The organism is Halorientalis persicus (genome assembly GCF_900110215.1).
Classification (GTDB): Archaea; Halobacteriota; Halobacteria; order Halobacteriales; family Haloarculaceae; genus Halorientalis; species Halorientalis persica.
On record NZ_FOCX01000003.1, the window covers coordinates 242,395 to 268,094 of the forward strand.

At 65.4% G+C, this 25,700-nt stretch carries 32 protein-coding genes and 2 tRNA genes; 18 read left to right on the forward strand and 16 right to left on the reverse strand.

Annotated elements, in window-relative coordinates:
• Nucleotides 1-135: 135 nt before the first annotated feature.
• The 5 genes from BMX17_RS05005 (at nt 136) to BMX17_RS05025 (ending at nt 3,359) form a co-directional block, all read left to right on the forward strand.
• Entirely contained in the window at nt 136-1,044 is a 909-nt protein-coding gene (locus BMX17_RS05005; RefSeq protein WP_092658288.1) for an acyltransferase, read from the forward strand.
• Between the two features lie 84 nt (nt 1,045-1,128).
• Nucleotides 1,129-1,404 (forward strand): DUF7577 domain-containing protein, encoded by a 276-nt coding sequence (locus BMX17_RS05010; RefSeq protein WP_092658290.1) that lies wholly within the window; start codon nt 1,129-1,131, stop codon nt 1,402-1,404.
• A gap of 36 nt (nt 1,405-1,440) precedes the next feature.
• The gene (locus BMX17_RS05015; RefSeq protein ID WP_092658292.1) at nt 1,441-2,163 is read left to right on the forward strand and encodes an Nmad3 family putative nucleotide modification protein; all 723 of its coding nucleotides are present in this window, start codon (nt 1,441-1,443) and stop codon (nt 2,161-2,163) included.
• Nucleotides 2,164-2,256: 93 nt separating this feature from the next.
• Nucleotides 2,257-2,943 (forward strand): RAD55 family ATPase, encoded by a 687-nt coding sequence (locus BMX17_RS05020; RefSeq protein WP_092658294.1) that lies wholly within the window; start codon nt 2,257-2,259, stop codon nt 2,941-2,943.
• Nucleotides 2,940-3,359: a DUF8057 family protein gene (locus BMX17_RS05025; protein ID WP_092658296.1), complete on the forward strand. Its 420-nt coding sequence runs from the start codon at nt 2,940-2,942 to the stop codon at nt 3,357-3,359. Before BMX17_RS05020 ends, BMX17_RS05025 begins: the two co-directional genes overlap by 4 nt.
• Here the strand turns inward: BMX17_RS05025 and BMX17_RS05030 are convergent, their stop codons facing one another.
• Nucleotides 3,360-4,463 (reverse strand): sensor histidine kinase, encoded by a 1,104-nt coding sequence (locus tag BMX17_RS05030; RefSeq protein WP_170845329.1) that lies wholly within the window; start codon nt 4,461-4,463, stop codon nt 3,360-3,362.
• Nucleotides 4,464-4,656: 193 nt separating this feature from the next.
• Between BMX17_RS05030 and BMX17_RS25915 the strand changes: the two genes are divergently transcribed.
• Both BMX17_RS25915 and BMX17_RS05040 read left to right on the forward strand, forming a co-directional pair.
• Nucleotides 4,657-4,956, forward strand: coding sequence for a hypothetical protein (locus BMX17_RS25915; RefSeq protein WP_092658300.1), 300 nt, complete (start codon nt 4,657-4,659; stop codon nt 4,954-4,956).
• A gap of 313 nt (nt 4,957-5,269) precedes the next feature.
• Nucleotides 5,270-6,406 carry a DNA cytosine methyltransferase gene (locus tag BMX17_RS05040; RefSeq protein WP_170845330.1) on the forward strand — a complete coding sequence of 379 codons (1,137 nt, stop codon included), beginning with the start codon at nt 5,270-5,272 and terminating at the stop codon, nt 6,404-6,406.
• On the opposite strand, the gene BMX17_RS25920 is transcribed toward BMX17_RS05040, so the two are convergent.
• Together BMX17_RS25920 and BMX17_RS05050 are read right to left on the reverse strand one after the other, a co-directional pair.
• Nucleotides 6,403-7,251, reverse strand: a complete 849-nt coding sequence (locus tag BMX17_RS25920) for a hypothetical protein (protein ID WP_211611289.1) — start codon at nt 7,249-7,251, stop codon at nt 6,403-6,405. The genes BMX17_RS05040 and BMX17_RS25920 overlap by 4 nt on opposite strands.
• A gap of 386 nt (nt 7,252-7,637) precedes the next feature.
• Nucleotides 7,638-7,708 (reverse strand) — tRNA-Gly (locus BMX17_RS05050).
• 294 nt (nt 7,709-8,002) lie between these two features.
• Here BMX17_RS05050 and BMX17_RS05055 point away from each other — a divergent pair.
• Both BMX17_RS05055 and BMX17_RS05060 read left to right on the forward strand, forming a co-directional pair.
• Nucleotides 8,003-8,857 carry a DUF4397 domain-containing protein gene (locus tag BMX17_RS05055; RefSeq protein WP_092658304.1) on the forward strand — a complete coding sequence of 285 codons (855 nt, stop codon included), beginning with the start codon at nt 8,003-8,005 and terminating at the stop codon, nt 8,855-8,857.
• Nucleotides 8,858-8,986: 129 nt separating this feature from the next.
• Nucleotides 8,987-9,841, forward strand: a complete 855-nt coding sequence (locus BMX17_RS05060; protein ID WP_092658306.1) for an NAD+ synthase — start codon at nt 8,987-8,989, stop codon at nt 9,839-9,841.
• Here the strand turns inward: BMX17_RS05060 and BMX17_RS05065 are convergent.
• Nucleotides 9,838-10,476 (reverse strand): hypothetical protein, encoded by a 639-nt coding sequence (locus BMX17_RS05065; RefSeq protein ID WP_139203430.1) that lies wholly within the window; start codon nt 10,474-10,476, stop codon nt 9,838-9,840. The genes BMX17_RS05060 and BMX17_RS05065 overlap by 4 nt on opposite strands.
• Before the next feature lie 82 nt (nt 10,477-10,558).
• The gene (locus BMX17_RS05070; RefSeq protein ID WP_092658310.1) at nt 10,559-11,239 is read right to left on the reverse strand and encodes an enoyl-CoA hydratase/isomerase family protein; all 681 of its coding nucleotides are present in this window, start codon (nt 11,237-11,239) and stop codon (nt 10,559-10,561) included.
• A gap of 61 nt (nt 11,240-11,300) precedes the next feature.
• On the opposite strand from BMX17_RS05070, the gene BMX17_RS05075 reads away from it, so the two are divergent.
• The 3 genes from BMX17_RS05075 to aceA all read left to right on the forward strand — a co-directional run bounded on the left by BMX17_RS05075 (nt 11,301) and on the right by aceA (nt 14,272).
• Nucleotides 11,301-12,059: a DUF7114 family protein gene (locus BMX17_RS05075; RefSeq protein WP_092658312.1), complete on the forward strand. Its 759-nt coding sequence runs from the start codon at nt 11,301-11,303 to the stop codon at nt 12,057-12,059.
• Nucleotides 12,060-12,107: 48 nt separating this feature from the next.
• Nucleotides 12,108-12,179: transfer RNA gene (locus tag BMX17_RS05080), tRNA-Thr, on the forward strand.
• A gap of 1,022 nt (nt 12,180-13,201) precedes the next feature.
• Complete coding sequence (aceA, locus tag BMX17_RS05085) at nt 13,202-14,272, forward strand: isocitrate lyase (RefSeq protein ID WP_092658314.1); 1,071 nt, start codon at nt 13,202-13,204, stop codon at nt 14,270-14,272.
• Nucleotides 14,273-14,356: 84 nt separating this feature from the next.
• On the opposite strand, the gene BMX17_RS05090 is transcribed toward aceA, so the two are convergent.
• Nucleotides 14,357-14,539, reverse strand: coding sequence for a hypothetical protein (locus tag BMX17_RS05090; RefSeq protein ID WP_092658316.1), 183 nt, complete (start codon nt 14,537-14,539; stop codon nt 14,357-14,359).
• Between the two features lie 294 nt (nt 14,540-14,833).
• Between BMX17_RS05090 and BMX17_RS05095 the strand changes: the two genes are divergently transcribed.
• From BMX17_RS05095 to aceB, 3 genes are all read left to right on the forward strand, one after another.
• The gene (locus BMX17_RS05095; RefSeq protein WP_092658318.1) at nt 14,834-15,490 is read left to right on the forward strand and encodes a helix-turn-helix domain-containing protein; all 657 of its coding nucleotides are present in this window, start codon (nt 14,834-14,836) and stop codon (nt 15,488-15,490) included.
• A gap of 113 nt (nt 15,491-15,603) precedes the next feature.
• Nucleotides 15,604-15,960: a DUF7344 domain-containing protein gene (locus tag BMX17_RS05100; protein ID WP_092658320.1), complete on the forward strand. Its 357-nt coding sequence runs from the start codon at nt 15,604-15,606 to the stop codon at nt 15,958-15,960.
• Between the two features lie 109 nt (nt 15,961-16,069).
• Complete coding sequence (gene aceB / locus BMX17_RS05105; RefSeq protein WP_092658472.1) at nt 16,070-17,374, forward strand: malate synthase AceB; 1,305 nt, start codon at nt 16,070-16,072, stop codon at nt 17,372-17,374.
• 21 nt (nt 17,375-17,395) lie between these two features.
• Here aceB and BMX17_RS05110 read toward each other — a convergent pair whose 3' ends face one another.
• Complete coding sequence (locus BMX17_RS05110; protein ID WP_092658322.1) at nt 17,396-17,785, reverse strand: hypothetical protein; 390 nt, start codon at nt 17,783-17,785, stop codon at nt 17,396-17,398.
• 148 nt (nt 17,786-17,933) lie between these two features.
• Between BMX17_RS05110 and BMX17_RS05115 the strand changes: the two genes are divergently transcribed.
• The 3 genes from BMX17_RS05115 to BMX17_RS05125 all read left to right on the forward strand — a co-directional run bounded on the left by BMX17_RS05115 (nt 17,934) and on the right by BMX17_RS05125 (nt 20,590).
• Nucleotides 17,934-18,596 (forward strand): potassium channel family protein, encoded by a 663-nt coding sequence (locus tag BMX17_RS05115; RefSeq protein ID WP_092658324.1) that lies wholly within the window; start codon nt 17,934-17,936, stop codon nt 18,594-18,596.
• A gap of 300 nt (nt 18,597-18,896) precedes the next feature.
• Nucleotides 18,897-19,985: a putative sulfate/molybdate transporter gene (locus BMX17_RS05120; RefSeq protein WP_092658326.1), complete on the forward strand. Its 1,089-nt coding sequence runs from the start codon at nt 18,897-18,899 to the stop codon at nt 19,983-19,985.
• A 131-nt stretch (nt 19,986-20,116) separates the two neighbouring features.
• Nucleotides 20,117-20,590 carry a DUF7384 family protein gene (locus BMX17_RS05125; RefSeq protein WP_092658328.1) on the forward strand — a complete coding sequence of 158 codons (474 nt, stop codon included), beginning with the start codon at nt 20,117-20,119 and terminating at the stop codon, nt 20,588-20,590.
• Nucleotides 20,591-20,593: 3 nt separating this feature from the next.
• Here the strand turns inward: BMX17_RS05125 and BMX17_RS05130 are convergent, their stop codons facing one another.
• The 9 genes from BMX17_RS05130 to BMX17_RS05170 form a co-directional block, all read right to left on the reverse strand.
• Nucleotides 20,594-20,809, reverse strand: a complete 216-nt coding sequence (locus BMX17_RS05130) for a hypothetical protein (protein ID WP_092658330.1) — start codon at nt 20,807-20,809, stop codon at nt 20,594-20,596.
• Nucleotides 20,810-20,962: 153 nt separating this feature from the next.
• A complete protein-coding gene (locus tag BMX17_RS05135) occupies nt 20,963-21,661 on the reverse strand; it encodes a non-canonical purine NTP pyrophosphatase (protein ID WP_092658332.1) in 699 nt (232 codons plus the stop codon).
• 39 nt (nt 21,662-21,700) lie between these two features.
• The gene (locus tag BMX17_RS05140) at nt 21,701-21,973 is read right to left on the reverse strand and encodes a DUF5808 domain-containing protein (protein ID WP_092658334.1); all 273 of its coding nucleotides are present in this window, start codon (nt 21,971-21,973) and stop codon (nt 21,701-21,703) included.
• A 52-nt stretch (nt 21,974-22,025) separates the two neighbouring features.
• The gene (locus BMX17_RS05145; RefSeq protein WP_092658336.1) at nt 22,026-23,714 is read right to left on the reverse strand and encodes a bifunctional N(6)-L-threonylcarbamoyladenine synthase/serine/threonine protein kinase; all 1,689 of its coding nucleotides are present in this window, start codon (nt 23,712-23,714) and stop codon (nt 22,026-22,028) included.
• Nucleotides 23,715-23,819: 105 nt separating this feature from the next.
• Nucleotides 23,820-23,954, reverse strand: a complete 135-nt coding sequence (locus BMX17_RS05150) for a 30S ribosomal protein S27ae (RefSeq protein WP_092658338.1) — start codon at nt 23,952-23,954, stop codon at nt 23,820-23,822.
• Entirely contained in the window at nt 23,955-24,269 is a 315-nt protein-coding gene (locus tag BMX17_RS05155) for a 30S ribosomal protein S24e (protein ID WP_092658340.1), read from the reverse strand.
• Between the two features lie 83 nt (nt 24,270-24,352).
• The gene (locus BMX17_RS05160) at nt 24,353-24,850 is read right to left on the reverse strand and encodes a GTP-dependent dephospho-CoA kinase family protein (protein WP_092658473.1); all 498 of its coding nucleotides are present in this window, start codon (nt 24,848-24,850) and stop codon (nt 24,353-24,355) included.
• Nucleotides 24,851-24,923: 73 nt separating this feature from the next.
• The gene (spt4, locus tag BMX17_RS05165) at nt 24,924-25,121 is read right to left on the reverse strand and encodes a transcription elongation factor subunit Spt4 (protein WP_077206065.1); all 198 of its coding nucleotides are present in this window, start codon (nt 25,119-25,121) and stop codon (nt 24,924-24,926) included.
• Nucleotides 25,122-25,123: 2 nt separating this feature from the next.
• Nucleotides 25,124-25,699: a DNA-directed RNA polymerase gene (locus tag BMX17_RS05170; protein WP_092658342.1), complete on the reverse strand. Its 576-nt coding sequence runs from the start codon at nt 25,697-25,699 to the stop codon at nt 25,124-25,126.
• Between the last annotated feature and the right edge of the window lies 1 nt (nt 25,700).

Genomic DNA, 25,700 nt, shown 5'->3' on the forward strand with positions numbered 1-25,700 from the left:
CGTGGGGGTCGTGCTCGTGTCGGTACGGCCGTGTGGGTCGCGACGACCGGCCGAACGTGTGCGGCGGTTACCTTCGGGTAACGGGACAGAGAGTAACGAAAACCCCTATGAGAGCGGGGATCCGACGAGGTGGGTATGACGAAGCGTCACGTCTCGTTGCCGCCCCTGGCCGAGGAGGGGCTCCGGGCGTTCATCGACGAGGTCGACGAGCGCCTCAGCAGTGACGAGAACACGTGCGACGTGGTCGAGGACGTGCTCGTCGACCTCCACGGCGACCGACAGGCCTACGAGCGATGGCAGTCCGGCGACGACATCTCGCCGGCCGAACGCGTCCGCCTGCAGGGATACGACCCCTGTAACGCGACCCTGGAGAGCGAGTACTACGCCGAGGTCGCGGGGATGGACGAGGGTGAGTACGAGCGCTCCAAGCACCTCCAGTGGCTCTGGCGGCAGTTCGACGCCACGCCGATGGCCGATAACATCGCCTTCGCCCTGCGCTTCCGGGAGATGCTCGCCGACCACCTCTTCGCCGAGGCCGGCGACGACCTCCGGCTGTTCAAGGGGATCACCTTCACCTACGGCCACAACATCGAACTGGGCGACAACGTCGTCGTCCACGACGACGTGCATCTGGACGACCGCGGCAAGCTCACCGTCGGCGACCGAGTCTCGATCTCCGACAACGCCCACGTCTACACCCACGACCACGACGTGGTCGACCAGACCGAGGTCACCAACTACCACACCATCATCGAGGACGACGTGCGCGTCACCTACGACTCGATGGTCCGGGCGGGCGTGCGCATGGGCGAGAACTCGATCCTCGCGGCCAAGTCCATCGCCGGCAAGGACGTGCCGGCCCACCACATCGCCGCCGGCCAGCCCGCCAAATCCATCGCGATCAAAGACGGCTGGGAGAGTGTCGCCGACTCCGTCGAGGATGCCAACGTCGACCGCAGCGACGAGCGCGTCGTCGAGTACGACGTGCCCGACGTGGACGTGTTCGACGAGTTCCAGCGGGACCGCTCGCCGCCCGACGCCTGAGACGTACTGTCACCCTCGACCGGCTACCCCTCGGCCCTTGCAACCGACGGAAGAGCCAAGTACCGTGATACCCTATCACATGGCATGGAGGTCTGGACCTGGATCGTGGCGTACATCGTCGGGTTCAGTCTGCTCCAGTTGCTGGTCTACCGGTATTTCCGGGACAGCGACCCATCGGTCGAGGGAGCCTCGACGGGTTCGGGCGAGCAGTACTCGGCCGCGACCGACGGACTGGAGCGAGACCAGACGAGTCGCCGGACGCGTGACGACGATGGCACAGTGTGCCAGCACTGCGGCACGTTCAACGAACACGAAGCGACGTATCGGTACTGCAAGCACTGCGTCTCGCCGCTCCGGTAGCGACGAGGTTTTGCCCACGACCGCCGACCGGTCGGTATGCGAAGCGTCGCCATCAACGTCGCCGCCAACACCAACGAGCCCGGCGTCCGCGGCCCGCTCTTTCCCGACGGTCGCTTCGAGTACGTCCCGATTCCCGAATCCGAACCCATTCGTCCCGACGCGACCGTCCCGACCTACGCCGACCTGGATCTGACCACCGACGTGCCCGCTCCCGACCGCCCGGTCCACCTCGACCCGGAGTTCGCCGAGTACCCCGGCTGTGAGCGGTACACCTACGGCGACCCCAACGGCGTCAAGGCCGGCCCCATCCTCGACCTGTCGGCCGGTGATGTCCTCCTCTTTTATGCGACGCTGTCGACCGACGCTGACCGACCCGACTGGGCCCCGCCCGAGTGGGGCGCGTTCCTGATCGGTCAGTTCCGACTGGCGCGTGATCCACTCGACGGCGACGCGTACCGCGACCTGCCAGCCGACGCCGAGGCCCGGGCCGGCTTCGCCAACAACGCCCACGTCAAACGCGACCCCTTCGACGCCCGCGTGCTGGTCCAGGGCGACCCCGACGCGTCGGGACTGTACGACACCGCCGTCCCGCTGAGCTCCCCTGAGAGCGGTAGCGAGGCCAACGCCGTCGTGACCGCCCTCTCGGCCGACTCCGGGGAGGGCCCGTGGTGGCGACGGCCGCTCCGGTTCGACGCCGACGCGACCGACCGACTCCTGGCACTCGACCCCGGCGACGCCGTCCGGTTGGCGGGCCGGTGAGACCACTCACTGCTCGGCGTGTGGCCCCGGACTGTTCTCAATCGTGAGAACCCAGCAGGAACACCTATATCCCGAGATGGATCTGTTCCGGGTATGCGTGTTTCGAGCGGTGTCCCGGGTTTCGACGAAATCGTCGAGGGCGGCCTCCCGGCGAATCGGCTGTACGTGGTCAGCGGGCCGCCCGGCAGCGGGAAGACGACCTTCTCCTCGCAGTTCATCACGGAAGGTGCGCGTAACGGTGAGAACTGCCTGTACGTCACGATGCACGAGTCCAAGGACGAACTCATCCACGATATGTCGAACTTCGATTTCGGCTTCGAGAAGGTGATGCGATCGGATCGAGTGCAGTTTCTCAATCTCGTGACCGAGGCCGGCAAGCGGACGATCACCCAGTTCGGGACCGACGGCGGGCTGACCAACCGACTGACCGCGTTCATCGAGTCAAACGACATCGACCGCGCGGTCATCGACTCCACAATGTTGCTCCAGCACTTCTTCGCGGATATGTCAGAGGAGATCACAGGCTTTCTCTCCTCGCTGAAACAGACCGACACCACCATCCTGCTCATCTCGGAGATGACCGACCCGACCTCCTACTCCGACGAGCATTACCTCGCCCACGGGGTGATCTTCTTCCACAACTACATGGAGGGCGGCGGGATGACCCGCGGCGTCCAGACGATCAAGATGCGCGGGACGGCCATCGACTGTGACATCCACAGGATCAGCTTCTCGGACAAGGGATTGCGCGTCTATCCCAACGAGAAGGTACAGCGATGAGCCTCTACGAGGATCGCTTCGACACGGACTGGGACCATCTCGACCGCGACGAGGCCATGGAGCGCGCCTTCGCGCTCGGCGTCGCCGCCTCGCTGGGCCATCACAACGAAGACGAGTACGAGGCCGTCCACGAGGCGATGGGGACCAACTACGACGCCAGCATCGTCGAACTCGCCTACAAGGAGGGCAAACAGAAAGGCACGGAACGGAAACGCGCCGTCGACAACGCGACCGACACCGAGGAGATCTGGGAGACGGTCATCAGCGCCGAACTCGACGACGTCGAACCCGCCGACGACGAGGACACGACCAGCCGGGCCACCGACTTGCCCTCCGCCGTCTCCGATCTGCCCGAGATGACCGACCAACCGGATCGGGACCCCGAACAGACCGAATTCCCCGACTTTCTGGAGTAGTTACTGTGGCAGTTCGAGGTTCACGACGGCCCCCTCGGCCCTGTCGCCGATCCAGGCGCGCCCGCCGTACTGTTCGAGGACCGACGCCGTCAGGAAGAGTCCGAGGCCTTCCCCGTCGCTGTCGATCCCTCGCTCGCTGGGCTCGAACACGTCCGTCCGAACTTTCTCCGGAATGCCGGGGCCGTTGTCCGCGACCGAGAGAACCACCGCGTCCTCGCGCTGTTCGACCGACACCTCCACCCGCGGGTCCTCGGTGTCGTTGTGTTCGACTGCGTTCGCCAGCACGTTCGCGACTGCCCGCCCGAGCAAGTCGTTGGCCTGGACGGTACAGTCCTCCGGGATCGAGCCGACCACCTCGAAGGTCCCCTCGGGGAACGTCTCGCGAGCCGCGGCCAACTCCTCGGACAGGACTGCCTCGAGGTCGACCGGCAGCAGGGTCGGCTCCTCGGTGAGCGTTCGCGTGATGTCCCTGATCTCCTCGATGGTCGCCGTCATCTCGTCGGCCCGGTCGATCACCGTCTCGGCGTGATCGGCACCGTCGTCGTCGACACGCGCTTCCAGCAGCTGTGCCTGCCCCCGGATGACCGTCAGTCCGTTCAGCAGGTGGTGGCGCAGGATGCGGTTCAGCACCTCGTTGGTCTCCTGCTGGCGCTCGACGAACTCCTGTTCGAGCTGGGCCTGCGTCGCCGCCTCGGCGTTCTGTTTGGCCCGGACCTGTGCGATCCCCACCAGCAGGCCGAAGAAGCCGCCGGCGACGATCTCCGTCATCGACTCGACGCTCATCGGCACGTCCTGGCCCAGCAGTCCCAGCAGGACCGACCACCCGGCCAGCCCTACCATCGTGTAGATCCCCAGCGCGTACCAGACCGCGACCGTCCGACGCCCCTCCGTCGTCAGGTCCTGCTTGTGGAGTTTCAGCCCCTGCCAGACGATCAGCGTCACGAAAAGCGCCGGCAACACGAGATCCAGCGCCCGGAAGAACGGCTCGTCGACGCGCATCCGGACCAGTCCGACGAACAACACGAGCAAGACGAGACTCACGACGGGAACGATCCACTCGAAGAACGTGTCGATGACCCACTCGTCGACGTCGGCCCAGTCCATGTCCCCTGGTTTTCCCTGTCCGACTCGCCGCCTTATGTGTATCGGAGTGGCAGATCCAGGCCGACCGACCATCCCTGCTCCCTCGGATGTGAGGACGAACCTTTTACTCGGATGCTGACGATAGCGGTACCAACGGAAGCATCGAGTGGGTGTCGTGGGGACGACACAGCGAACGCTTCCGGGGGGTCAACGGATGGGACAGACACGAGACGACGGAACCGTGTACAGTGTGATCGACCGAGCGGCGCGACTGGCGCTCGCGCTCGCCGTTCTCGGCGTGGCCGTCGCCGGCGTCGCCGCCGCCGACAACGCGACGACGCCGGCACCCGCCACGCCGGCCCCGGCCGCCGACGATCCCGGCGCGCCCGGACCAGCCGACGCGAGCGCCGAGATGGCGATCCCGTCGGCGACCGGTCCCGTCGCCGGTGCCGGCATCGCCGCGGGCATCGCCATCGGCTTCGGCCTGTTCTCCCGATTTGGCCGGGAGGAGTGAGTCCGGGGGTGGCGAATTGAGCACCGCAGGTATGCGCCGGCCGGGTGTGTGACTGCGTCAGGCCATTGGCTGTGACGCCTGGTGTACTTCTGGACGTCCGATTGCGATCACGCGTCGATGGTCGCAGACACCCTTCGTGCTGACGGTCGTGTCATAACCGACGAGATCGGCAAGGAGTCAGTACCCCTCGATCAGACGATCACCCGTCCTAACCTGCGTCAGTGAAGGGCGCAAAGACGTGTATCTTAGCGGCTGAATGGAGCGAACAAACAGTTTAAGTGAGATACAGGGCAAACCACACTACACCATTATAATGAGCGAGAACATCTCTTCTGACTCTTCCAAGTCGAAAGTCGAACGGGTGGAATCGATGAAGAAATACCAGAAGCGGGCCGAACTTCTCCGGGGCAGCTTTCAAAATATTGGTCGTGCCAAGTGGGTCGACTCGACTGACGTGGACGACGATGGCTTCACGTATAACGTCGTTGACCTCTTTTCGGGTGCAGGCGGATTAACTCTCGGATTCGAGGAGGCAAATTATAACAGTGTTCTCGGAATCGAACACGACGAGGATGCCGCGGCTACCTACGAACACAACTTCGAGAACGCGACACAACTCAACAAGGATATTCGGGAAGTAACCGCACAAGAAGTACGAGAAGCGATCGGTGACAAAGAAATCCACGTCCTGCTTGCTGGGTTTCCCTGCCCAGGGTTCTCTATCGCAGGGGAGCGTGATCCAGAGGACGAGCGTAATTTCCTCTATCAAGAGATTATCCGATTGATCGACGCTATCGACCCGTGGTTCCTGGTGATGGAGAACGTTCCGGGGATTACGACGATCGAGGACGGTAAAGCGTACGATGCGATCCTCGACGACTTCGAGGACGCAGGCTATCCACTCGCCACACAAATTCTCGAAGCCGCCGATTACGAAGTCCCACAGATCCGCTCACGAAGTGTCTTCATCGGGAACAAATTCGGCCTCGAAAACCCATATCCGAAAAAAGTCCTCAGCGAAGAGGAGTATTTGGAATGTGATACATACATCTCTGATTTGAAAGATACAGCGCGCGACCCGTCAATCAACCACGAATGGACAGATCACAGGGACGATACGATAGAACGCATCTCGGAGGTTGACCCCGGCGAATCCCTGTACGACAGTTACAAGGACGCATGGAAGCGGCAATATCCCGGTGCCCCGTGTATGGCGATCAAAGAGAATCACGGCGGCGTACACATCCACCCTGAACTAGACCGTTGTATCTCCGCCCGTGAGATGGCACGTCTCCAGACGTTCCCGGATGACTTCCATTTCGAGGGTCGTATGAAACGAACCTTCGTTCAAATCGGGAACGCCGTTCCGGTCAACCTCGCCAAACACGTCGCTCTCGGGCTTCGACCGACGCTCGACGAGGTTCGAGAAGACCACATCGAGAACGCTTAATCGCTGGTGTCTTCCAACGTCAATTGTTTTTCACCCGAACCACCGATATCCAACACGGTCCCCTCTAAATCAATATCTTCGCTGAACGCGATGCTTTCTCGGATCCGTTCGTTGAGTTCTCGCCGCCATCGGTCGAAGTTGTACCAGCCACAGCCGACACAGCCGACTTCTGCTTCGGGCCCGTTCTCGGGAACACCCTCCGGCCACGTCGGCCCGCCGCGATACCAGAATTCGATCCCCATCGGTGCGCCTCGTTCTCCCGTCTCGATACAGTGTTCGCAAGCCCGTGACTTCAGCAAATTGTGGTTTCCCTTTCCGTCGTCCTTCAACAGCTGGAACTTGCGCTCGATCTCCCTCTCGCTGATCTCCTCGGCGTACGATTCTTCGACGCCGCCCCATCGTTCCATCGGGAATCGATGGTCGATGACCAGATCGTGAAGCTGCCGTTGTCGATTTTCGATTACGTCTCGATGGTCGTAATGCTCCAATATTTTCTGTTTAACAGCTTCGGGGATGTTCGCAGCGGCATTCGCTGTTTTCCGTTCACCAGTCCATCGATCGTGTCGAGTCGTCTCCCCACAAACATCACAGTGCTGATCTTCCGATTCGATCTCGAAGCCCGGTCGGGTCTTGGTTCCGCGTTCGAGCCCCTGGATACCGCCTCCCCCAGCGATCTGGTCCGTTTCTACGTGGCCGTACTCGTGACTTCGACAGTGCCAATTCCTGTCTGAAAGAACGGATAGTACTTTGAATTGCTTGCTGTCACGGCTGCGATATTCGTCGGCCAACGCGTCGGTGAGTTCGTCGTCAGATAGGGTTTCGAGATCGTCTTTCGTAACTGGCATCTCCTGAAGTGAACACGACGCCCCAGAATAGATGTTTCCCCTATACGTACACCGCACGATCACATTGATCGCATATCATCTACGCATCGAGCACAACCGCGATGCGCACTTCTATTACGGTTGGCAGTGGAGAGCTACTTCGACGATTGGCCGATTCAGTGCCTGCTTCGAACGTGCGTTCGGAGTCGCTTCGCGGCGGCCCCGTCCGAGGTCGAACCCGGACACCGTTTCGACTCCCGCTCCGATACCTGCGACTCACGAATCGTTCCTCGCAGATATGCGCCGGCCGGGAATTGAACCCGATGGCAACTCCTCGCCACCGCTCGGATTTGCGTGATTCAAGTCCCTCTGACGATATCGCTCGTCACGTCCGTTCCTCGCAGATATGCGCCGGCCGGGAATTGAACCCGGGCTATGAGCTTGGGAAGCTCATGTCCTACCACTAGACCACCGGCGCACTCATTCATTTGCGCACCGAGCCTCGCCTCACTCGCTCGGCGAGACACCGGCGCGCACATCCGTTCGCGCCGAACACCATCTCGCTTCGCTCGATGGGACCCCGGCGCGCTCGATTCGTGGTACCGGGTCCCGGCACTTGAACGTAGCGCTTCGCTCGACTGGCTCCAGCGACCGTTGCACGCGCCGTAAGCCGAATCAAACCGGCTGCTCACTCGACCGACCGCCGAACAACAGTTGCAGACCGTTGCTATCCCACGAATAACCAAGCCGTCCTCGCCCCTGGCATGGATGTATGCCAGCCAACAATCCACGCCGCGCCGCCGGTGTCGTTCTGGTGGCCACACTCCTCGGGGCCCTTCTGGTCGCCGGGGCGACGGCGGGCCTCGCACAGGACGGGGACGAGACGCCGGACAACGAGACCGAGGACGGGACGGCACAGGTCCGGATCGCTCATGCGGTCCCGAACGCGCCGGCCGTCGACGTCGCCGTCGACGGTGAGACGGTCCTCGAAAACGTCACGTTCGGGACCGTCAGCGACTACCTGTCGGTCGACGCGGGCGCTCGACAGGTGACCGTCACGGCCGCCAACGACTCCGAGGCGGTCTACTACGACGAGACGCTCCCCATCCGGACCGGTACCTACACCGTCGCCGCGGCCGGCGAGGTCGGTGACGACGCCGCCGAGCCGTTCACGCCCGTCATCCTCCTCGACGAGGGCACCGAACCCGACGAGGACGAGGCGCTGGTCCGACTCGCCCACCTCGCGCCCGACGCGCCCGCCGTCGACGTGACCGTCGTCGAGACGGACGAGGCGCTGTTCGAGAACGTGAGCTTCGCCAACAGTAGCGAGTACCAGACTGTCCCGGCCGGCAACTACACTCTCGACGTGCGGCCGGCCGACGACGCGGACGCCGACCCCGTCGCGACGGTGAACGTCACCCTCGACAACGGGACCGCCTACACCGGCTTCGCCGTCGGCTACCTCGACCCCGAGGCGGCGGCCGGTGACGAACCGTTCGACGTGGTGCTGGAAGCCGACCAGCTCACGGCACCGACCGTGGAGAACGAAACCGGCGAGACGCCCGACATCCAGGTCGAAACCGCCGCGGAGACGCCGACCGACGACGGAGACGACGCCGCGGAGTGAACAGGAGCCTCGACCGGCCAGCCGAACGGGCCGCTGATCCCGTTCTTTTCTGCCCGCTCGAACCGGACACGCGTCCGGAAATCAGGGTGCGTCGGGACGTATTAGTCCATCGGGGTCGAACGGGACCCCATGGCAGAGACGGACCACATCGCACGTGCCGACCAGCCGCTCGATCTCTCGCTGTCGACGGCGGAACTGGACGCCCGTCGGGATCACATCACGTCGTTCATCACGGACCAGCTGGAGGCGGCGGGCGTCGGGGACGCGATCATCGGACTTTCCGGGGGGATCGACAGCACGCTGACCGCGTATCTGGCCGTCGAGGCACTCGGGGCGGACAGCGTCCACGGGCTGGTGATGCCCAGCGAGGTCAACCGCGAGGAGAACATGAGCGACGCCGAACGCGTCGCGGAGACGCTCGGTATCGAGTACGACGTGATCCCGGTCGAACCCATCGTCGACACGATCCTCGACGTGGTGCCGGGGACTGATCCCGCGGTCGACGTGGAGACCGAATCCCGCCGGATGGCCGTCGGGAACCTCCGGGTCCGGGCGCGTGCGGTCCTGAACTACTTCTACGCGAACCAGAACGACGCGCTCGTACTGGGGACTGGCAACCGGAGCGAGGCGCTGGTCGGCTACTACACGAAGTACGGCGACGGCGCGGTCGATTGCCACCCCATCGCCAACCTCTACAAGGGACAGGTGCGCCAGCTGGCCAAACACCTCGGCGTCGAGGACGATCTGGCGGAGAAGACCGCTAGCGCCGAGATGTGGTCGGGCCAGACCGACGAACAGGAACTCGGGTTGACCTACGAGACGCTCGACTCGGTGCTCGCGCTCCACGTCGACGGGCCGCTCTCGAAGTCCGCGACCGCCCGCGAGATCGGCGTGGAACCGTCGGTTATCGACCGGGTGGTCGGGCTGTACGAGCGGAGCGCACACAAGCGACGGATGCCACCGGGACCGGAACCGCTGTCCTAACTGCTCTCGGCGACGACCCGAATGCTGTCACCGTCCTGCAGGACGTACGACGACGGATCGACGTCGTTCCCGTTGACGGCGACTGTGACGTTCGTGTTCGCATCGCTCTCGTTGTAGGTCGTTCCCTGGAAGGTGACCGACGAGTCGGTGACGCCGATGCCCAGCGTCGACATGGCGTACTCCAGGGTCACGCCCTGGGCGTGTTTGTGCCACTGCTGGCCGTTGCCGTTCTCGAAGTGGAACGCGTCGTCGCGGAGCTGATACTGCTCCTGACTGAAATCGAGTGCGTTCCCGTCGACGACCACGTCGATGCTCCCGTGCTGGTGGACGCTCTGGTACCTGTAGGGTGTCTGTTCGACCTCACCGACGCTCCCGCTGGCGGCCGCGGGACCGCTCCCGCCGCCGACGTTGAGGACGAACACGACGTAGACGAGGACGGCAACCGTGAACAGGAGCGTCCCCGCGATGATGACCGGGCCGGTCGGAAACTCCCCCGCTTCGTCGTCGCCGACGTGGTCGGCGACCCGGCGGCGGTCGATCCGGCTCAGTTCCGATTCGTCGTGCTCGGCGTGCAAGTGTTCGAGATACGCCCCCTCTCCCTCGAACGACCCGTCGCAGTAGTTACATTCCGGCATGAGACTCCCCGTTTCGTACCGCCACACTTCGAGACTCCACGGTTCAACCTTTTCGGTCCGGCAGTTCTCGCGGGCCGGGGCGTCAGGCCCGGTCGAAGTCGGCCGCGGCGTGCAGATCCGCGAACGCGTCCGCTTCCCGCCGTTCCTGCTCGGTCGTGCCGGCGTCGTCGCGCAGTCGGCGCTTGAGGACGGCCAGCGCGCCGTGGTCGTTGGCCGCGATCTCGTCCGCCACGGCCCGAGGGTCGGCGGTGACCCGTGAGAGCAGTCCCATCCGGAGTGCCGCCTCGGCGTCGACGACCCGGCCCGACAGCGCGATGTCCATCGCCTCGCCCTCCCCGACCACGCGGGGAAGGCGCGCGGTGCCGCCCCAGGCCCCGAACAGACCGAGTTCCACGCCAGTCTCGGCGAAGGTCGCGTCCGCGGTGCCGACCCGGAGGTCACACGCGAGCGCGAGTTCGACGCCACCGCCACGGGCGGGCCCGTCGATCCCTGCGACGACGACGGGCTCGCTGTCCTCGATGGTGCGGGCGACTACCTGTCCGTGGGCGGCGAACTCGCGGGGATCGGCGAGGTCGGCGACCACGTCGAGGTCGGCCCCGGCACAGAAGGCGTCGCCGGCCCCCTGCAGGTAGACGACGGGTGCGTCGGCGTCGGTGACGGCCGCTTCGAGGGCGTCCAGCCCCGACGGGGTGAGCGCGTTGCGTCGCTCGGGCCGGTCGAGCGTGACGACAAGCACGCCGTCGGCCCGTTCGGTCGTTATCATGCGGGGTCCGTGGTCGGTCGTTTCCAAAGGTCTTTGCCTTTCCCCCCGCTAGTTCGGCGTAATGGACGAAGCCGCTGCGGTTCGGCGAGCGGCGCTGGAGGCCGTCGACGACGTCGATCCGGATCGTCTCTTCGAGCGCATCGAACAGCGCATCGAGGGCGGGTCGATGGCGCCGGGCGCGCTGACGCTGTGCAGTGCAGCGGCCGTCGCCGAGGGTGCCGAGACGCCATCGGCCGGGTCCGAGGAGGCGGTCGGCACCGACGGACTCGACGACCGCGCCGCCGGTGTCCAGCTTATCTACGAGGGACTCCGGCTCACTCGCTCGCTGGCTCACGCCGAACCCTGGGCCGGTCACGATCGGCTCGACGACTGGTCGACCTCCGCCGTCGCGGCGGCACGGCCCGGCGACGACGGGAAAGAACTCGCGGCCGCCGCGGCCGATCTGGACGTCCTGGTCGCGGACATCCTCGTCGCACGCGGCTTCTACCTCCTCGCACGAACCGAGGCGGCCGAGGCCGCCGTCACGGTCGTCCGCTCGTTCGGCCAGGATCAAACTGTGCGCCGGGAGACCGACGACCCCACGCTCGACGGCAACCTCGAAGCCGACGTGTTCGAGCTGGCCGTCGTCGCCGGGACCACCGCCGCCGGCGGGAGCGCCCCCGTCGGACTCCGGGAGTTCGTCACCGATCTCGCGACCGTGGAGGGCGAGCTGCCCCAGGCCGAGGCCGTCCTCACCGGCGAGGTCCGCGACCGACTCGGGGGACTCGTCGGGACCGACCCCTCGCCCGCCAGCGGTGCGCGGACCTCCGCCGACCATTAAATCGAAACGCATAAAGACAATCTCCTGCTACTCCTGAGTGCAGCACGCGCCTGGGTAGCTTAGCGGTAAAGCGCGTCCTTGGTAAGGACGAGACCCCGGATTCAAATTCCGGCCTAGGCTCTTTTCGTTTCTCAGGGTCTGTACGGAGTAATACCGGAAGATTCGGCCGTCCTTCGAAGCCTCCTGTTTCGAGAATGCGTCCATCTAGCTGCTACGATATCGGACCGTGGCCAACCTTTATTTTCTCCCGGGATGCACTCGAAGATACGTCCGTTCGGGCCAACAGCTGTCCGAGCGGACGGGCTCCGGTCAACGAGCCCCGAAGTCCGGGCCCATGACGCCGAGCGCGAGGATATCGCCCACGTAGTACAGAACAGTACTGCGGTCGAGGCCGAGGTCACGGACAAGCCTTGCCTGCCACGAGCGAGTGGGTACAACCCCGAGCGAGATAGGCAGGGCCGTTGACTTCCCGCCTCAGGCTTTCTTGCAGGACCCGACTCGTGGGTACTGCCTGGGTTTCTCGACACCTCACCGCACCTCTCACTCTTCTTGAATTTCACGCATGATAATCAGCCAAAAGATACTTTACCCATCCGCGCATACCGATGAATAGGCACCAACACGGTGCCACCCCCCACCCCCCACCCCCACCGATCCCCCACCCTTTCTACTTCGACGCTATACCCCCGAGCGACAGCCGTGTGTCGGCACACAGTCGGGATCGCGCGACCGACAGATTCCGTGCTAGAGAACCACAATCCCTTATATTCGTTAGCTCGCTCTAGGTCCGGGAGGGCGATTAAAGAGTTTTAACATTATAGACCATAACATTTTTCTGCTGATGTATACTCGTGACGGATGCGTACGAACAGACACCGCGGCAACGCGGGCGGAGTTCCAATGTTACCGGGTACGATCCGTCGCAGATTCCAGTCGTCAGCCGCTGTCGGCACGTGGGCACAGTGGGCGGTTCGCGCCGTCGCTGGTTCCCGGAGTGGGGTCGACCGGCTGGGTCGAGGACGGTCGCTGATCGGTTCCGGAACCCGCTCGCGCGGTTCCTGGACGGCACCCAGGTCCCACCGTCCCAGAGCCGTTTCGACAGAGATAAACCAATTCTACTGGAGGACCTAAACGCAATAACCATGGCACACGATTCAGATGGGGACGACCCCGTTGCGAGCAGCGTCAAGAGCACAGAGCCGTACATCAAGGACGTCGACAACAAGAAGGCACGCGAACTGCGCGAGCAGCTGAACAACGAAGACTTCGTCTTCGCGCCCGGTCTCTACCACGCGCTGGACGCCCGACTGGCCGAGATGGCCGGTCTGGACGCCGCGTACATGTCGGGTTACTCGACGGTTCTCGGTCAGTTCGGCTTCCCGGACCTCGAGATGGTCGACATGCGCGAGATGGTCGAGAACGCAAAGCGCATCGTCGAAGCGACCGAGCTTCCGGTCATCGCGGACTGTGACACCGGCTACGGTGGCATCCACAACGTCCGCCGCGCGGTCCGTGAGTACGAGAAGGTCGGCGTCGCCGCGGTCCACATCGAGGACCAGACGACGCCCAAGCGCTGTGGGCACATCGCCGGCAAGAAGATCGTCTCCCGCGAAGACGCCAAGGCCCGCTTCGAGGCCGCCGTCGACGCGAAGCAGGACGAGGACACGATCATCATCGCCCGGACCGACGCCTACGGCTCGGCCAACGGCGACTGGGAGGAACACCTCGAGCGCGGTCGGATGTACGCCGACGCCGGCGTCGACCTGGTCTGGCCCGAGATGCCCGACCCGTCCCGCGAGGACGCCGTCAACTACGCCGAGACCATCCACGAGACCCACCCCGACCTGAAGCTGGCCTTCAACTACTCCAGCTCGTTCGCCTGGTCCGAGGAAGAGGACCCGCTCACGTTCCAGGAACTGGGCGACCTCGGCTACAAGTACCAGTTCATCACCCTGTACGCCCTGCACTCGGGCGCACACGCGGTCTACGAGGACATGAAGAACATCGCGCAGAACGACGAAGAAGCGCAGTGGGACCTCGAGGACCGCTACCTGGGTCACGAGACCGAGAGTCACCACCAGCTCTCGTTCGTCCCGCGCTTCCAGAACATCGAAGCGCAGTTCGACCCCGAGGCCGCCAAGCGCCAGGAGGAGTCCGCCGGCTTCAGCGACGAAGAGGAAGGAGCCGTCATCAACTCCGACCAGGACGACTGATCGGCTAACCGCAACTTTTCTTTCGACGCGAACCGGATAGCGGCTGCTTCGTCCGTCTGCGTCCGTCGAAACCGAGTCGCCTGCTCAGTCGTCTGCGGCCCGATCGACGACGGTCACGACCACGTCCCAGTCGGGGTGGCCGTCGTCGCCGTCCACGTCCCAGCCGCCTTCGATGTCGATACCGTTCTCGTGTGCCAACCGTATCAGCTTGGTGAGTAGCCGCTCGAAACTCGCCGCGTCAGGAACGCTCAGGTGTGGGTCCTCCATGGTGTCCTCACGGGGTATGCAGTGACTTCGGTAGAACCGGTGCCTCGTGTCGCCCCGCCGCGAGGTCCGTAGCAGTGTACAACGCCGTACTCACTGCTATGGGGCCCCGACTTAATAACTCCCGGATTAGCTTGGTATACCATGCAATTTTCGCCAACCCGGGTGCCGTCCCCGGATTCATGTCTGAGAAATTTAAAAAGAACCGGGGTGGCTTATGCCTGGGCCATGTAGCCTCGTATACCAAGGCACCCACATTTGACCCCAGAACCAGAACCAGCGGACACTGAATCGCTCATGAGTGTCATCGTAGAGATGGAAGTCGCCGCGAGTGATTTCGAGCTAGGTCGCATCCTCGATGTCGTCTCCGGCGTACGAATCGAGGTGGAAACGATGGTGCCCGCCGGCGAGCGAGCGGTGCCTTTGTTCTGGGTCTACGACGGCGATCAGAATTCCTTCGAGTCTCGCGTCCGGGAGCACCCGGCCGTCGACGCGGTCACCGAGATAGACGAGTTCGAGGATCGCACGCTGTACGCCATCGACTGGAACGTCGAGTTCGACCACTTCTTCGGGGCGATCGTCGAGAACGAGGGCCACGTGCTGGCCGCGACGGGTCACAGCGACGCCTGGCAGTTCGAGCTCCGGTTTCCCGATCACGACAGCCTCTCGGCGTTCCGGGAGTCGCTGGACGACGCCCGGATCAACTTCGAGGTGATCCGGGTGTACAACCCCACGAAACCCGATGCCGGCCCCTGGTTCGGGCTGACGCCGACCCAGCGGGAGGCGCTGGTGCTGGCCGTCGAGTCCGGCTACTACGACATCCCGCGGACCTGCACGACCGTCGAACTGGCCGAGAAACTGGACATCTCCGACCAGGCAGTAACCGAACGGCTCCGCCGGGCCATCGTGAATCTGGTCAACCACTCGCTACTGGTGACGGCCGACGACGACTGATCGGTCCGCCCGACATGGAACGCCGTTCATCGTCTGCCGGGTACCTGACCGGGGCATGGCAAACCATGCACTGGCTACAACTGGGTTCCGACTGTGGGATAGAACGTCTCACAATGACTTCCGCGGGACCCGAGGGCGGCGGTCGTGAAGTGCACGACCCGGCCGAACCGTCGTTCGGCCGGTGGCTCGAACTCCTGGCCAACAGCGACCGCCGTCTGGTGCTCTCGACGCTGCTGGAGAACGGCGACGACAGGCTCCCCGTGGGTGTCCTGACCGACGTGATCGCCCGCGAGCGGCCCGAGGACGTGACGCCGCAGTCGGTCCTGATCGACCTCCACCACGTCCACCTGCCGAAGCTCCAGCGCGCGGACGTCATCGAGTACGACGCCGACGAGTCGCTGGTTACCTACCGGGGCCACGAGGACCTCGAACGGTGTCTGGCCGCTATCGAGGACCTCGCGGCCGACTGACTCGCCGGGGCGGTCCGGACGGTAGGCACCCGCACAGCCGCCTCTCGACTCGATTCGGCCAGCTTTAAGAACCGCGGAGTAGTCCCTCCGAGTGACTACAATGACTGCAATCGACAAGCGTCTCCACGACCGAAAGTTCGTGCGGACGTTCTTCACGACCCCGACAGCAGAGAGCGGTGCCGACGACTCCGCGAAGAAGCTCCGAAGCGCCATCGGTCTGCGCGGGATGCAGGCCCCCGACGTGTGGGTGCCGGACAACGAGGACGCCACCGCGCCCAATATGCGCGACGAGGGTGCCGAGAACATCGCCGAAGTCGTCGCCGACGAGGGCGACGAGTTCCCCGGCGAGATTCACCCCCGCGTCGTCTGGCACCGCGACAGCCCCAGCACGCGCTACAAGGGCTTCCAGCATATGCTCGAGATCGCCGACCCCGAGAACGGGGCCGTCGAGAACATCGACGGGTTCGTCATCCCGGAAGTCGGCGACATCGACGACTGGAAGAAAGCCGACGAGTTCATCACCATCGTCGAGAACGAGTACGACCTCGAAGAGGGCTCGCTCGCGATGTCCGTCATCATCGAGTCCGGCTCCGCCGAGCTGGCCATGGGCAAGCTCCGCGAGGAGATGGGCAAGGCCGACAACAACCTCGAACGCCTGTTCCTGCTGGTCGACGGTGAGGTCGACTACACCAAGGATATGCGCGCGATCACGCCGACCGGCGGCCTCCCCGAGTGGAAGGAACTCCGCCACAACACCTCCCGCGCGGCCAGCGCCGCCGGCTGTATCTCCGTCGACGGTCCCTACGACGACATCCGCGACGTGGACGGCTACCACGAGCGCATCACTGCCAACAACGCGATGGGGATGCTCGGCATCTGGTCGCTGACGCCGGGCCAGGTCGTCGAGGCCAACAAGAGTCCGCTCCCGCCGGAAGAGGGCTACTGGATCATCGACGCCGACGGTCGCGAGGTCGAACTCGAAAGTCGAGAGGGCGTCGAGGTCTACAGCGGCGACCGGATCGAACTCGAAGCAGAGGACGGCGGCTACGAACTCGAAGTCGGCAGTGACGAGATCTTCGTCGAGTCCGAGGAGGACCTCGCCGCGGAACTGCTCGATCTGGTCGACTACGTCCCGAGCATGGACGACATCGTCGACTCCATGGAGGAGTTCGAGGCGGCCAAGGAGGCCGGCAAGGGTGCCATCGCGATGACCCGCGCGGCCACCATCGAGATCGACGGCGTGCAGGTCGACGTTTCCAGCGACCGGATGTGGGACGAGGCGACCTACCAGGCCCTCATGACCCCCGTCGCGCTGTTCCAGGACGTCTACGAGAACCGTCCGGACCAGCACGACGACCTCGCGGAACTCTACGGCGAGGACGTCGTCGACCGCGCGATGGACGTCGGCAACTAACGGCTCTAACGCACTCGTTTTTTACAGCCAGCCGGACAGATCAGCCGCTGGACCGCCGTTCGCGAACGGCGTCTCCGCGAACGGGACGGGCCGTGGGCGGTCCCGTTCGGCCAGCAGTGACTCGGCGGCCGCGCGGTCGGCCGCGCCGGCGTCGACGACACCCCAGGGCGGCCAGAACGCGGCGTAGACGAAACTGCCGTGTGAGCGATCCCACCGCAGGTACATATCGGCCTCGTCGGCGCTGGTCACCAGGCACACGTCGCCGTCGGTCACCCGCGTCACCTCGACGTAGTCGGCCAGATCGAGATCACCCAGATCACCGCCGTCGCCCAGCGCCCCCCAGAGCAGTCGACAGGGCCGGCTATCGGTGTACTGAAACAACACGTCACGCACAGCGTCCCGATCGGACATCAGCCTGTGTAACGTGACCAATACGCATAAGCCTCCGGGTCCCGCCGGATACCGCCTCGACACGGCACTCGGGCGGCGTGACCGTCCGGCCGCTCCCGCACCGACAGCGGGGCTAGTGTTTTTATCCATGGTGGCATACCACACACCCATGAAGTTCGTTATCGTCGGCTTTGGGCGCGTCGGGATGCGCACCGCACAGACCCTCCAGTCGGAAGGGCACGAGGTCGTCATCGTCGAGCGCGACCACGACAAGATCGCTCGCGCCGAATCGGAGGGCTTTGCCGTCGTCGAGGGTGACGGAGCCGAAGAGGACGTGCTGGACGCGACTGGAATCGAGGCGGCAGACGCCATCGCCGCGCTCACGGGTGACCTCAACACGAATTTCGCGGCCTGTATGGTCGGAAAACACCACGGCTGTCGAACGGTACTGCGAATCGACGAGGACTACCGCGAGGAGATCTACGAGAAGTACGCCGAGGATGTCGACGAGATCATCTACCCCGAACGGCTCGGGGCCGCCGGCGCGAAGACCGCGTTGCTCGGCGGTGACTTCAACGTCCTCGCGGATATCACCGAACAGCTCTCGGCGGCCAGTGTGCAGATCCCCGAGGACTCGCCGATGATCGGCAAACGCGTCGTCGAGATCGATCTCCCTGCCGACGCCCGCGTCTACGCCCACGGGCGCGCGAACGAAGCCATGACGATCCCACTGCCACAGACCGAGATCCAGGCCGACGACAGCGTGGCCCTGATCTCACATCCGGACTCGCTGCCGGCCGCTCGCGAACAGTTGCGCGGCGAGAGTGCCTGAGCCGTCGCTCGCCGGTCGCGGTGAAAGGAAGTGGGGTGGGGTCAACGGTGTCCGGGCGCGCGAAAGGATGGGAGACTGAGGCCGTCTTGGCGCGCCCTAATTTTCGGATGGTCCGGGAGTTACTTAAATTCGCGTCAGACATCCGTCACACCCGCGAAACCGCGCGACAGCGAGTCCCCGCGAGACAGGCCGCCATTCCTGTGTGGAAGGGGCTAGCCGATTCCAGTCACGTGTAACTCGTCGAGAAACGCCGAACGGTTCCTGATAACGCTGATATGGCGGGGGTCCCGAGAGCGTGCCGTGGCCGTTTCCACCGTCGAGCGTGTCGACCAGTGGCTTCCCGTCGCCGTCGGAGACCTGACGGGCGCGTTAGGGGATTCGGTTACGGTGTTGCCCCTCGTGGTGGCGCTGGGTGCGCTGACGCCCGCGTCGCTGCCCCACGTTCTCGTCGGCTTCGGTGTCTTCCAGATCGTCTGGGGGCTGCGGTACGGCCTCCCGCTGTCGGTCGAGCCGATGAAGGCGCTGGCGGGACTGGCCATCGCCGGCGCGCTGACCTACGGCGAACTCGTCGCCGCCGGTCTGCTCGCGGGCGGTGTCTTGCTCGTCCTCGGCGCAACTGGGACGCTTTCCCGCCTCCAGACCGTGGTCGGCCGGCCGGTCATCCGCGGCGTCCAGTTTGCTGTTGCCCTCCTGCTCGCCCAGGCCGGTCTCGACCTCGCGCTGGGCGATCCGGGCGTGGCGGCCGTCGGTGCGGCGCTGGCTGGCGTGGTCGCCGTCACCGGCTACCGCCGCGCCGCCGCGCTGGTCGTCCTCGCGGCCGGCACCGTCTGGACCGCGGTCGCTGCGGGCGTCCCCGCACCCGCCGTTCCCGCCGCGTCGCTGTTTCCGACCGGCGGCCCCACGCTGACCATCGGCGCGGTCGAGGGCACACTCGCCCAGCTCGCGATGACCGTCGGCAACGCCGCGGTCGCGACCTCGTTGCTCTGTGCGGACCTGTTCGACCGCGAGGTGTCGCCGGATCGGCTCGCCCGGAGCATGGGCGGGATGTCCCTGGCCGCGGTGCCGCTGGGCGGCCTGCCGATGTGTCACGGCAGCGGCGGCCTCGCCGGGAAGTACGCCTTCGGCGCGCGCAGTGGGACCGCCAACGTCGTCCTCGGCGTGCTCTATCTCGCCGGCGCGCTTGTGGCCGGCCTCTGGCTGTCCTTCCCGATGGCGCTGCTTGGCACCCTGCTCGGCGTCGTCGCCGTCCAGCTCGGCCGGGTCGCGCTCGACACCGACCACCTGCCGCTCGTGGGCGCGATCGGCCTGCTCGCCGTGGCGACCAACGTCGGCATCGCCTTTCTCCTCGGACTCGCCTACTGGCTCGCCCGCGAGCGCTGGCTCGCGTAAGCGGTGGGTTTTCGGCACGGGCCCACCCACTCCGGGTATGACCTGGGCGGACCTGTTCGACCGCGCCGACGAGTACGACGTCGACCTCGTGACTATTCGCGAGCGGCTGGCGGCCCGCAGAGGTGACGAGGATGACTGACGGACCGAACCCCGCCCGGTTCGTCGCGGACGCGGACGTGCTGGCGGCCGACCTGCTCGTGGACGGCCCCGCCCGCGAGGCTCTCGACATCGCACGGGCCCACGACTGGGTGTCGCTGCTCGCCAGCGACCGCCTGCTCGACGACGCCGAGGCCGTGATCGCCGACTGTGCCGACGCCGCTCTGGCTGGCGAGTGGCGCGAGACGATCGAGGCCCTGCGCGAACCCGTCGAGCACCCGCCCGGCGACCACCCGGCGCTCGCTTCCGCTTACAACGGCGACGCCCCGCACCTCCTCACCTTCGACGAGGATCTCCAGTCGGTCCAGGCCGGTGCCGCCCTCCGGAAACACGTCGACGTGAGCGTCCGCGACCCGCGGGCGTTCGTCTCGCTGTTCGATCCCGAGTCGATGTACGAAGTCGTCGTCGGCGGTGCGTATCCCGGCCCGGACCGGGACCCGCGAACCTGACACTCAGACGCCGGTTCCGTCGTCGCCCGCGAACGTCCCTTTCTGCTCGAAGTTCTTCGAGAACACGTAGTACACCACCGATGCGTCGAACAGGCCCGCGACGGGCGCGAGCAATCGAAGTTGGCTGTCCTGAAACACGAACCAGAGCGCCGCGGCGAGGATCGCCCCCGACAGCAGTCCCACGACGGCGGCGATCCGTTTCCCTTTCGTCCCCAGCATACCTGTCAGTGTAACTCTATTTCACATAGATGCTTCGCTCCTGCGCGGACTGCGACTGGTCCGATATCCCTCGCTAGCGCTCGGCTCCCGATCGCTCACTTCGCTCGCTCTCGGGACTTCCGGGAGAACGGCGTTCTCCCGGCGTACTGGTCGCTAGCGCTCCCGGTACCACTCCCCGAACTTCGCCAACGCCCGCCCGCGATGGGAGACCGCGTTCTTCTCCTCCGGCGTCATCTCCGCGAAGGTCGTCCCGTCGTGCTCGAAGATCGGATCGTAGCCGAAGCCACCCTCTCCACGCGGCGCGACGATCTCGCCGGGAACGTACCCCTCGAAGATCTTCACCGGTAGATCGCCCGTGGCCACCTGATCGTCCGTCGTCGCCGCCGCGCGCTCCTCGGCACTCTGGTCCTGCCCGCGGCGCTCGCGGGTCGCACCGCTCCCCGTTCGCTCGTCCCGAGACCCGTCCTCCGTCCGGGTCTCGTGATCGACTGGCTCCGGCGACGCGTCGAAGCCCTCGCCGTCGCAGTAGGCCAGTACCGTCTTGAACGACGCCGAGCGGTCGTCCTCCTCGCGGGTGAGCCGCCAGACGCGCTCGACGCCCACCGTGTCCTCGACGTAGGCTGAGTACGGACCGGGAAAGCCGTCGAAGGCGTCGACGAACAGCCCGGCGTCGTCGACCAGCACCGGTTCCTGTGCGTGCCGGTAGGCCTCCCGCGCACCGTGGGCCGCCACGGTCACCAGATCGTCGGCCTGAATCTCCGTGTAGTCGAAATCGAGCTGTTCGACCGTCTCCCCGAGATACTCGCGGGCTTCCCGCACCTTCCCCTGATTGGTCGTCACGAACCGGAGCATACCCGGCGGTCCGCACCGCCGGAAAAAAGGGCCGTCGATTCAGTCGACGATGACTTCGACCGGCTCGTCCTCGTCGCCGGCTTCACCCTCCTCGCTCGACTGCTGGCTCTGGTAGAACAGGAGGGCGGCGACGCCCAGCACGATCCATGACCGCCAGTTGGCCAGGTTCAGCGTGTAGCCGATACCGAAGGGCTTCTTGACGAGCATCCCCTCGCCAGGCCGCCAGTACGACGAGAGCAGGCGCTTGATGCTCGGTCGCTCGAAGTTGTACGGTACCCCGAAGATCTCACCGGACTCCGGCTTGTCAGCCATACTCCGTGTTTCGTCTGGCCCCGTTAAGACGTTTGTCCTGCCCGGCTCCCGGTCACTGGTACCGCCCGCGCCCCTCGATCTCCCGCAGGTGCGCGACGACGCGCTCGTCACCCACCGCGGCGTAGGCGTCCTCCGCGGCCGCGAACAGGGCCTCGTGGTCGTCGGTCGTCCCCGCAAGCGACTGCGCGAGGACGTGCAGGTCCATCGCGTAGTCCTCGCGGTCGTCCGTGTAGTAGCCCAGCCCGAAGTCGATGAGGTAGGTCCGATCATCGTCGCCTTCGAAGGAAACACGGACGTTCCGCGTCGTCGGATCGCCGTGGACGAAGCCGGCCTCGTGGATCGTCGCCAGATGTCGCCCCACGTCCCGGACGTTCGGCTCGGTCAACCGCTCCCGGAGGTCCGCGTCGCCGACGAACTCGAAGACCAGTCGGGTCTCCCAGGGGTCCACGTCCAGCACCACCGGTGTCGGGACGCCGTGGCGGCGCGCGTCGGCGGTCAGCCGGGCCTCCTCGCGCGTGCGCTCGACCCGCAACCGCTCGTCCAGTTGTGGATGACGGTACCCCCGTGGCTTCCGGTGTTTGACGACGCGGTCGCCGTCGATCTCGACGGTCGCCTCCGCGCCCTGGAGTTCGTCGGCGTCGCCGGGCCGGTAGTGAACCGTCTCCTCCGTCCCGCGCCAGGTAACTTCGACCTGATCCGGCCGGAAGTCCGCGTCGATGCCCGACTCGGCAATCGCGAGCGTGTCGCCGGCCGCGTACATCTTCGCGCCAAGCACCGCGATCATCCCGGCGTTGTCCCGCAGGAAGCGCGGCTCCGGGGCGAAGAAGTCCGCACTGCGTTGCTCGCACATCTCGCCCAGCATCGCCTGCAGGCGAGCGTTCTGGCCGACGCCGCCGCCCAGCACCAGCTCGTCGCTGCCGGTCAACGACAGCGCCCGCTCGCTCACTTCCGTCAGCATCGCGAACACGCTCTCCTGCAGGCCGTGACACACGTCCTCGACGGGAACACCACCGTCGGACCCGCGGTCCGACGAGGTCCCACTCGCGCTGCTCGCGGGACCGCCGTCCACGGCGTCCTTGGCGGCGCTCATCACGCCGGAAAAGGAGAAGTCCATCCCCTTCACGACGTAGGGGAGTTCGTGGTACTCGCCCCCTTTCGCGGCTGCTTCGACTTTCGGCCCGCCGGGGTGGGACCAGTCCAGATGGCGGGTGAACTTGTCGATGGCGTTGCCGACGCCGGTGTCCATCGTCTCGCCCAGCACGCGGTACCGGCCGTTCCGGTAGGCCAGTACGTGGGCGTTCGCGCCGCTGGCGTTCAGACAGACCGGCGACGAGAAGCCGGAGCGGTGGCGGCCGATCTCCAGGTGTGCGACCATGTGGTTGACGCCCACAAGGGGCACGTCAAGCCGCTGGGCGACCGCACGGGCGGCCGTCGCGACGATCCGCAGACAGGGGCCGAGTCCTGGCCCCCGGGAGAAGGCCACGCAGTCGACGGGCGGATCCGCGGCGTCGCGGTCGGAATCGTCGGCTGCTAGCTCGCGGGCGTGACCCAGCGCTCGCTCGACGACCGCAGGAATGTTGTCGCCCATGTGTTCGGCGGCCTCGCGCGGGTGGATGCCGCCGCTGTCGGGCTGGTAGGCCTCGGTCTCGATCTCGACGGTCTCGGTCGCGCTGTCGTAGACGGCCGCGCTGGCGGCCCAGGCGGTCCCCTCGATGCCCAGCACGCGCGTGTCCGGCGTCACTCTTGCCCGTCGAGAGGCGACGGGCGGGCAAATGGATTGTCATCCGGGCCGCCCAGTGCGGTCGCTACCCGATGTGGAGCCCCAGGACGAAAACTGAACGGAGCCCTACTGCCACTCGGTGTAGCTACACCGGCCGCAGTGGAGGCGGTCGCCGTGATCCGCGAGGAAGGAATCGCCACAGCGCGGGCACGTTTCCTTCTCGGTCGTCCCGTCGTCTTCGTAGAGTTCGTGGCGGGGCATCTATGCCTCCTCGGCCTCTTCGTCGGCCTCGCCGTCGGCCGTGATCTTGTTGCGTTCGAGCATATGGTCCTGCTCGACGTCGGCGGCGAACTCGGGGCTGTCGTACACCTTCGCGTAGCCCACGGTCTTGCGCATCCCGTATTTCGTGTCGAGTTCGTGGACGACGACCTCCTCGGCGTCCTTGTTGAGTTTGGCGGCGAGACTGTCACGAACCGAGAGCCGCGAGGGGGTCGCGTCCTCGTGGACCATCTCGAACCGAACGTCGGTCCGGTGTAACATCGGATTCTCCGTCTCCTCGATGATGTCGATATCCATGGTTCTTGCAGGTACTCCCCGCGAAACGAGTAAAAGGATTTCGAAGCCCGTACCGTCGTTGCGCTGCCGGGTCGGTGCCCGGTTCAGCCGTCGAGCAGGTCCCACAGCCGCTCGTCGTCGCCGTCCATCCGCTCGAACAGGTCCCGAACCCGCGCTTTGATCTCGTCGTCACACTCGACGAGGACCATCCCCTCGTCGGGCTGGCCGTAGACGACGCTCGCGCCCGACGGTGCGGCGGCGACGGCCGGCAGCGTCGCCAGGTCCTCCTCGCCGTCGACGACGATCACCGTCGACTCGCCCTCGCCCGCGGCGTCGATAGCCGTCGCGAGCGCCGACAGCAGCCCCGCGCTCAGCCCCGCCGCGGCGTTTGCGACTTCGACCTCGCGGTCGAACACGCCCGCGTCGATGGCCTCTCGGATGTGGTCCTCGATGGCCGAGCGCTTGGTCTGGCCGTCGATCAGCGCCACGTCCGGCCGGTGGTCGGCCTCGATCAGGTGGTAGGTGACGATGTCACCGACCGCGATCAGGGGTGGCTCGGCGGCCGTGAACAGCGCCTCGGCATCCGTGTAGACCTCGCCCATCGGGTCTTTGAGCTCGCCACGCAGTGCCTCCTGCAGGCTGACGACGACCTCCGTGTCTGTGTCCTCGGTCACGTTAGCGTACCTTCAACGCGTATTTGCCGGGCTCGTCGACCTGCATCTCCTCGGCAACCTCGCTCTCCTCGGGGTGGGCGATGATGACGTAGCCGGCCCAGTCTTCGGTCAGCGAACTGGAGCCACAGGAGACACACGCCTCCTCCTCACCGGACTGCTGGACGCGGTGACACTCCCGGCAGACGAGTCTGTCAGCCATGACTACTCACCCGTGGTCGCCTCGCTTTTCCGTTCCTGGCGCTGGGCTTCGAGCCAGCCGTGTTTCCCGAGGCCGACCTGTTTGGCGGTGAGGCCGATCTTCGAGTCACGCGGGTTGCGCTCGTCGATGCTCTTCGTGACGATCCGGGCCCGCACCGCGTCCCCGACCGTCAGTGTGTCGTTGGAATCCCGGGAAGCCAGTTGCTGGTTCTCCTCGTCGTAGGCCAGATACTCGTCGGAGATCTGGGAGACGTGCAACAGGCCGTCGACCGGTCCGATACCGACGAACGCGCCGAAGTTGACGACCTCGACGATCTCCCCGTCGACGACCTCCTGCATCTGGGGATCGAAAGTCAAGGCGTCGAACTCGGCCTCGTAGTAGACGCCCGGTTCGTTCGGGATGACCGCTCCCTCACCGATGTCGTGGACCTCGACGACGGAGACGACGCTGCCCACGTCCTCGTCCATCCGGCCTTCGAGTTTGTCCTGTAGGAGTCGCTTGATCCGTCCCGGAGTCACGTCTGCGAGGTGTTCCGGGGGCACCTCTACCGTGTCGCGAAGTCGAACCCGTTTGTACATG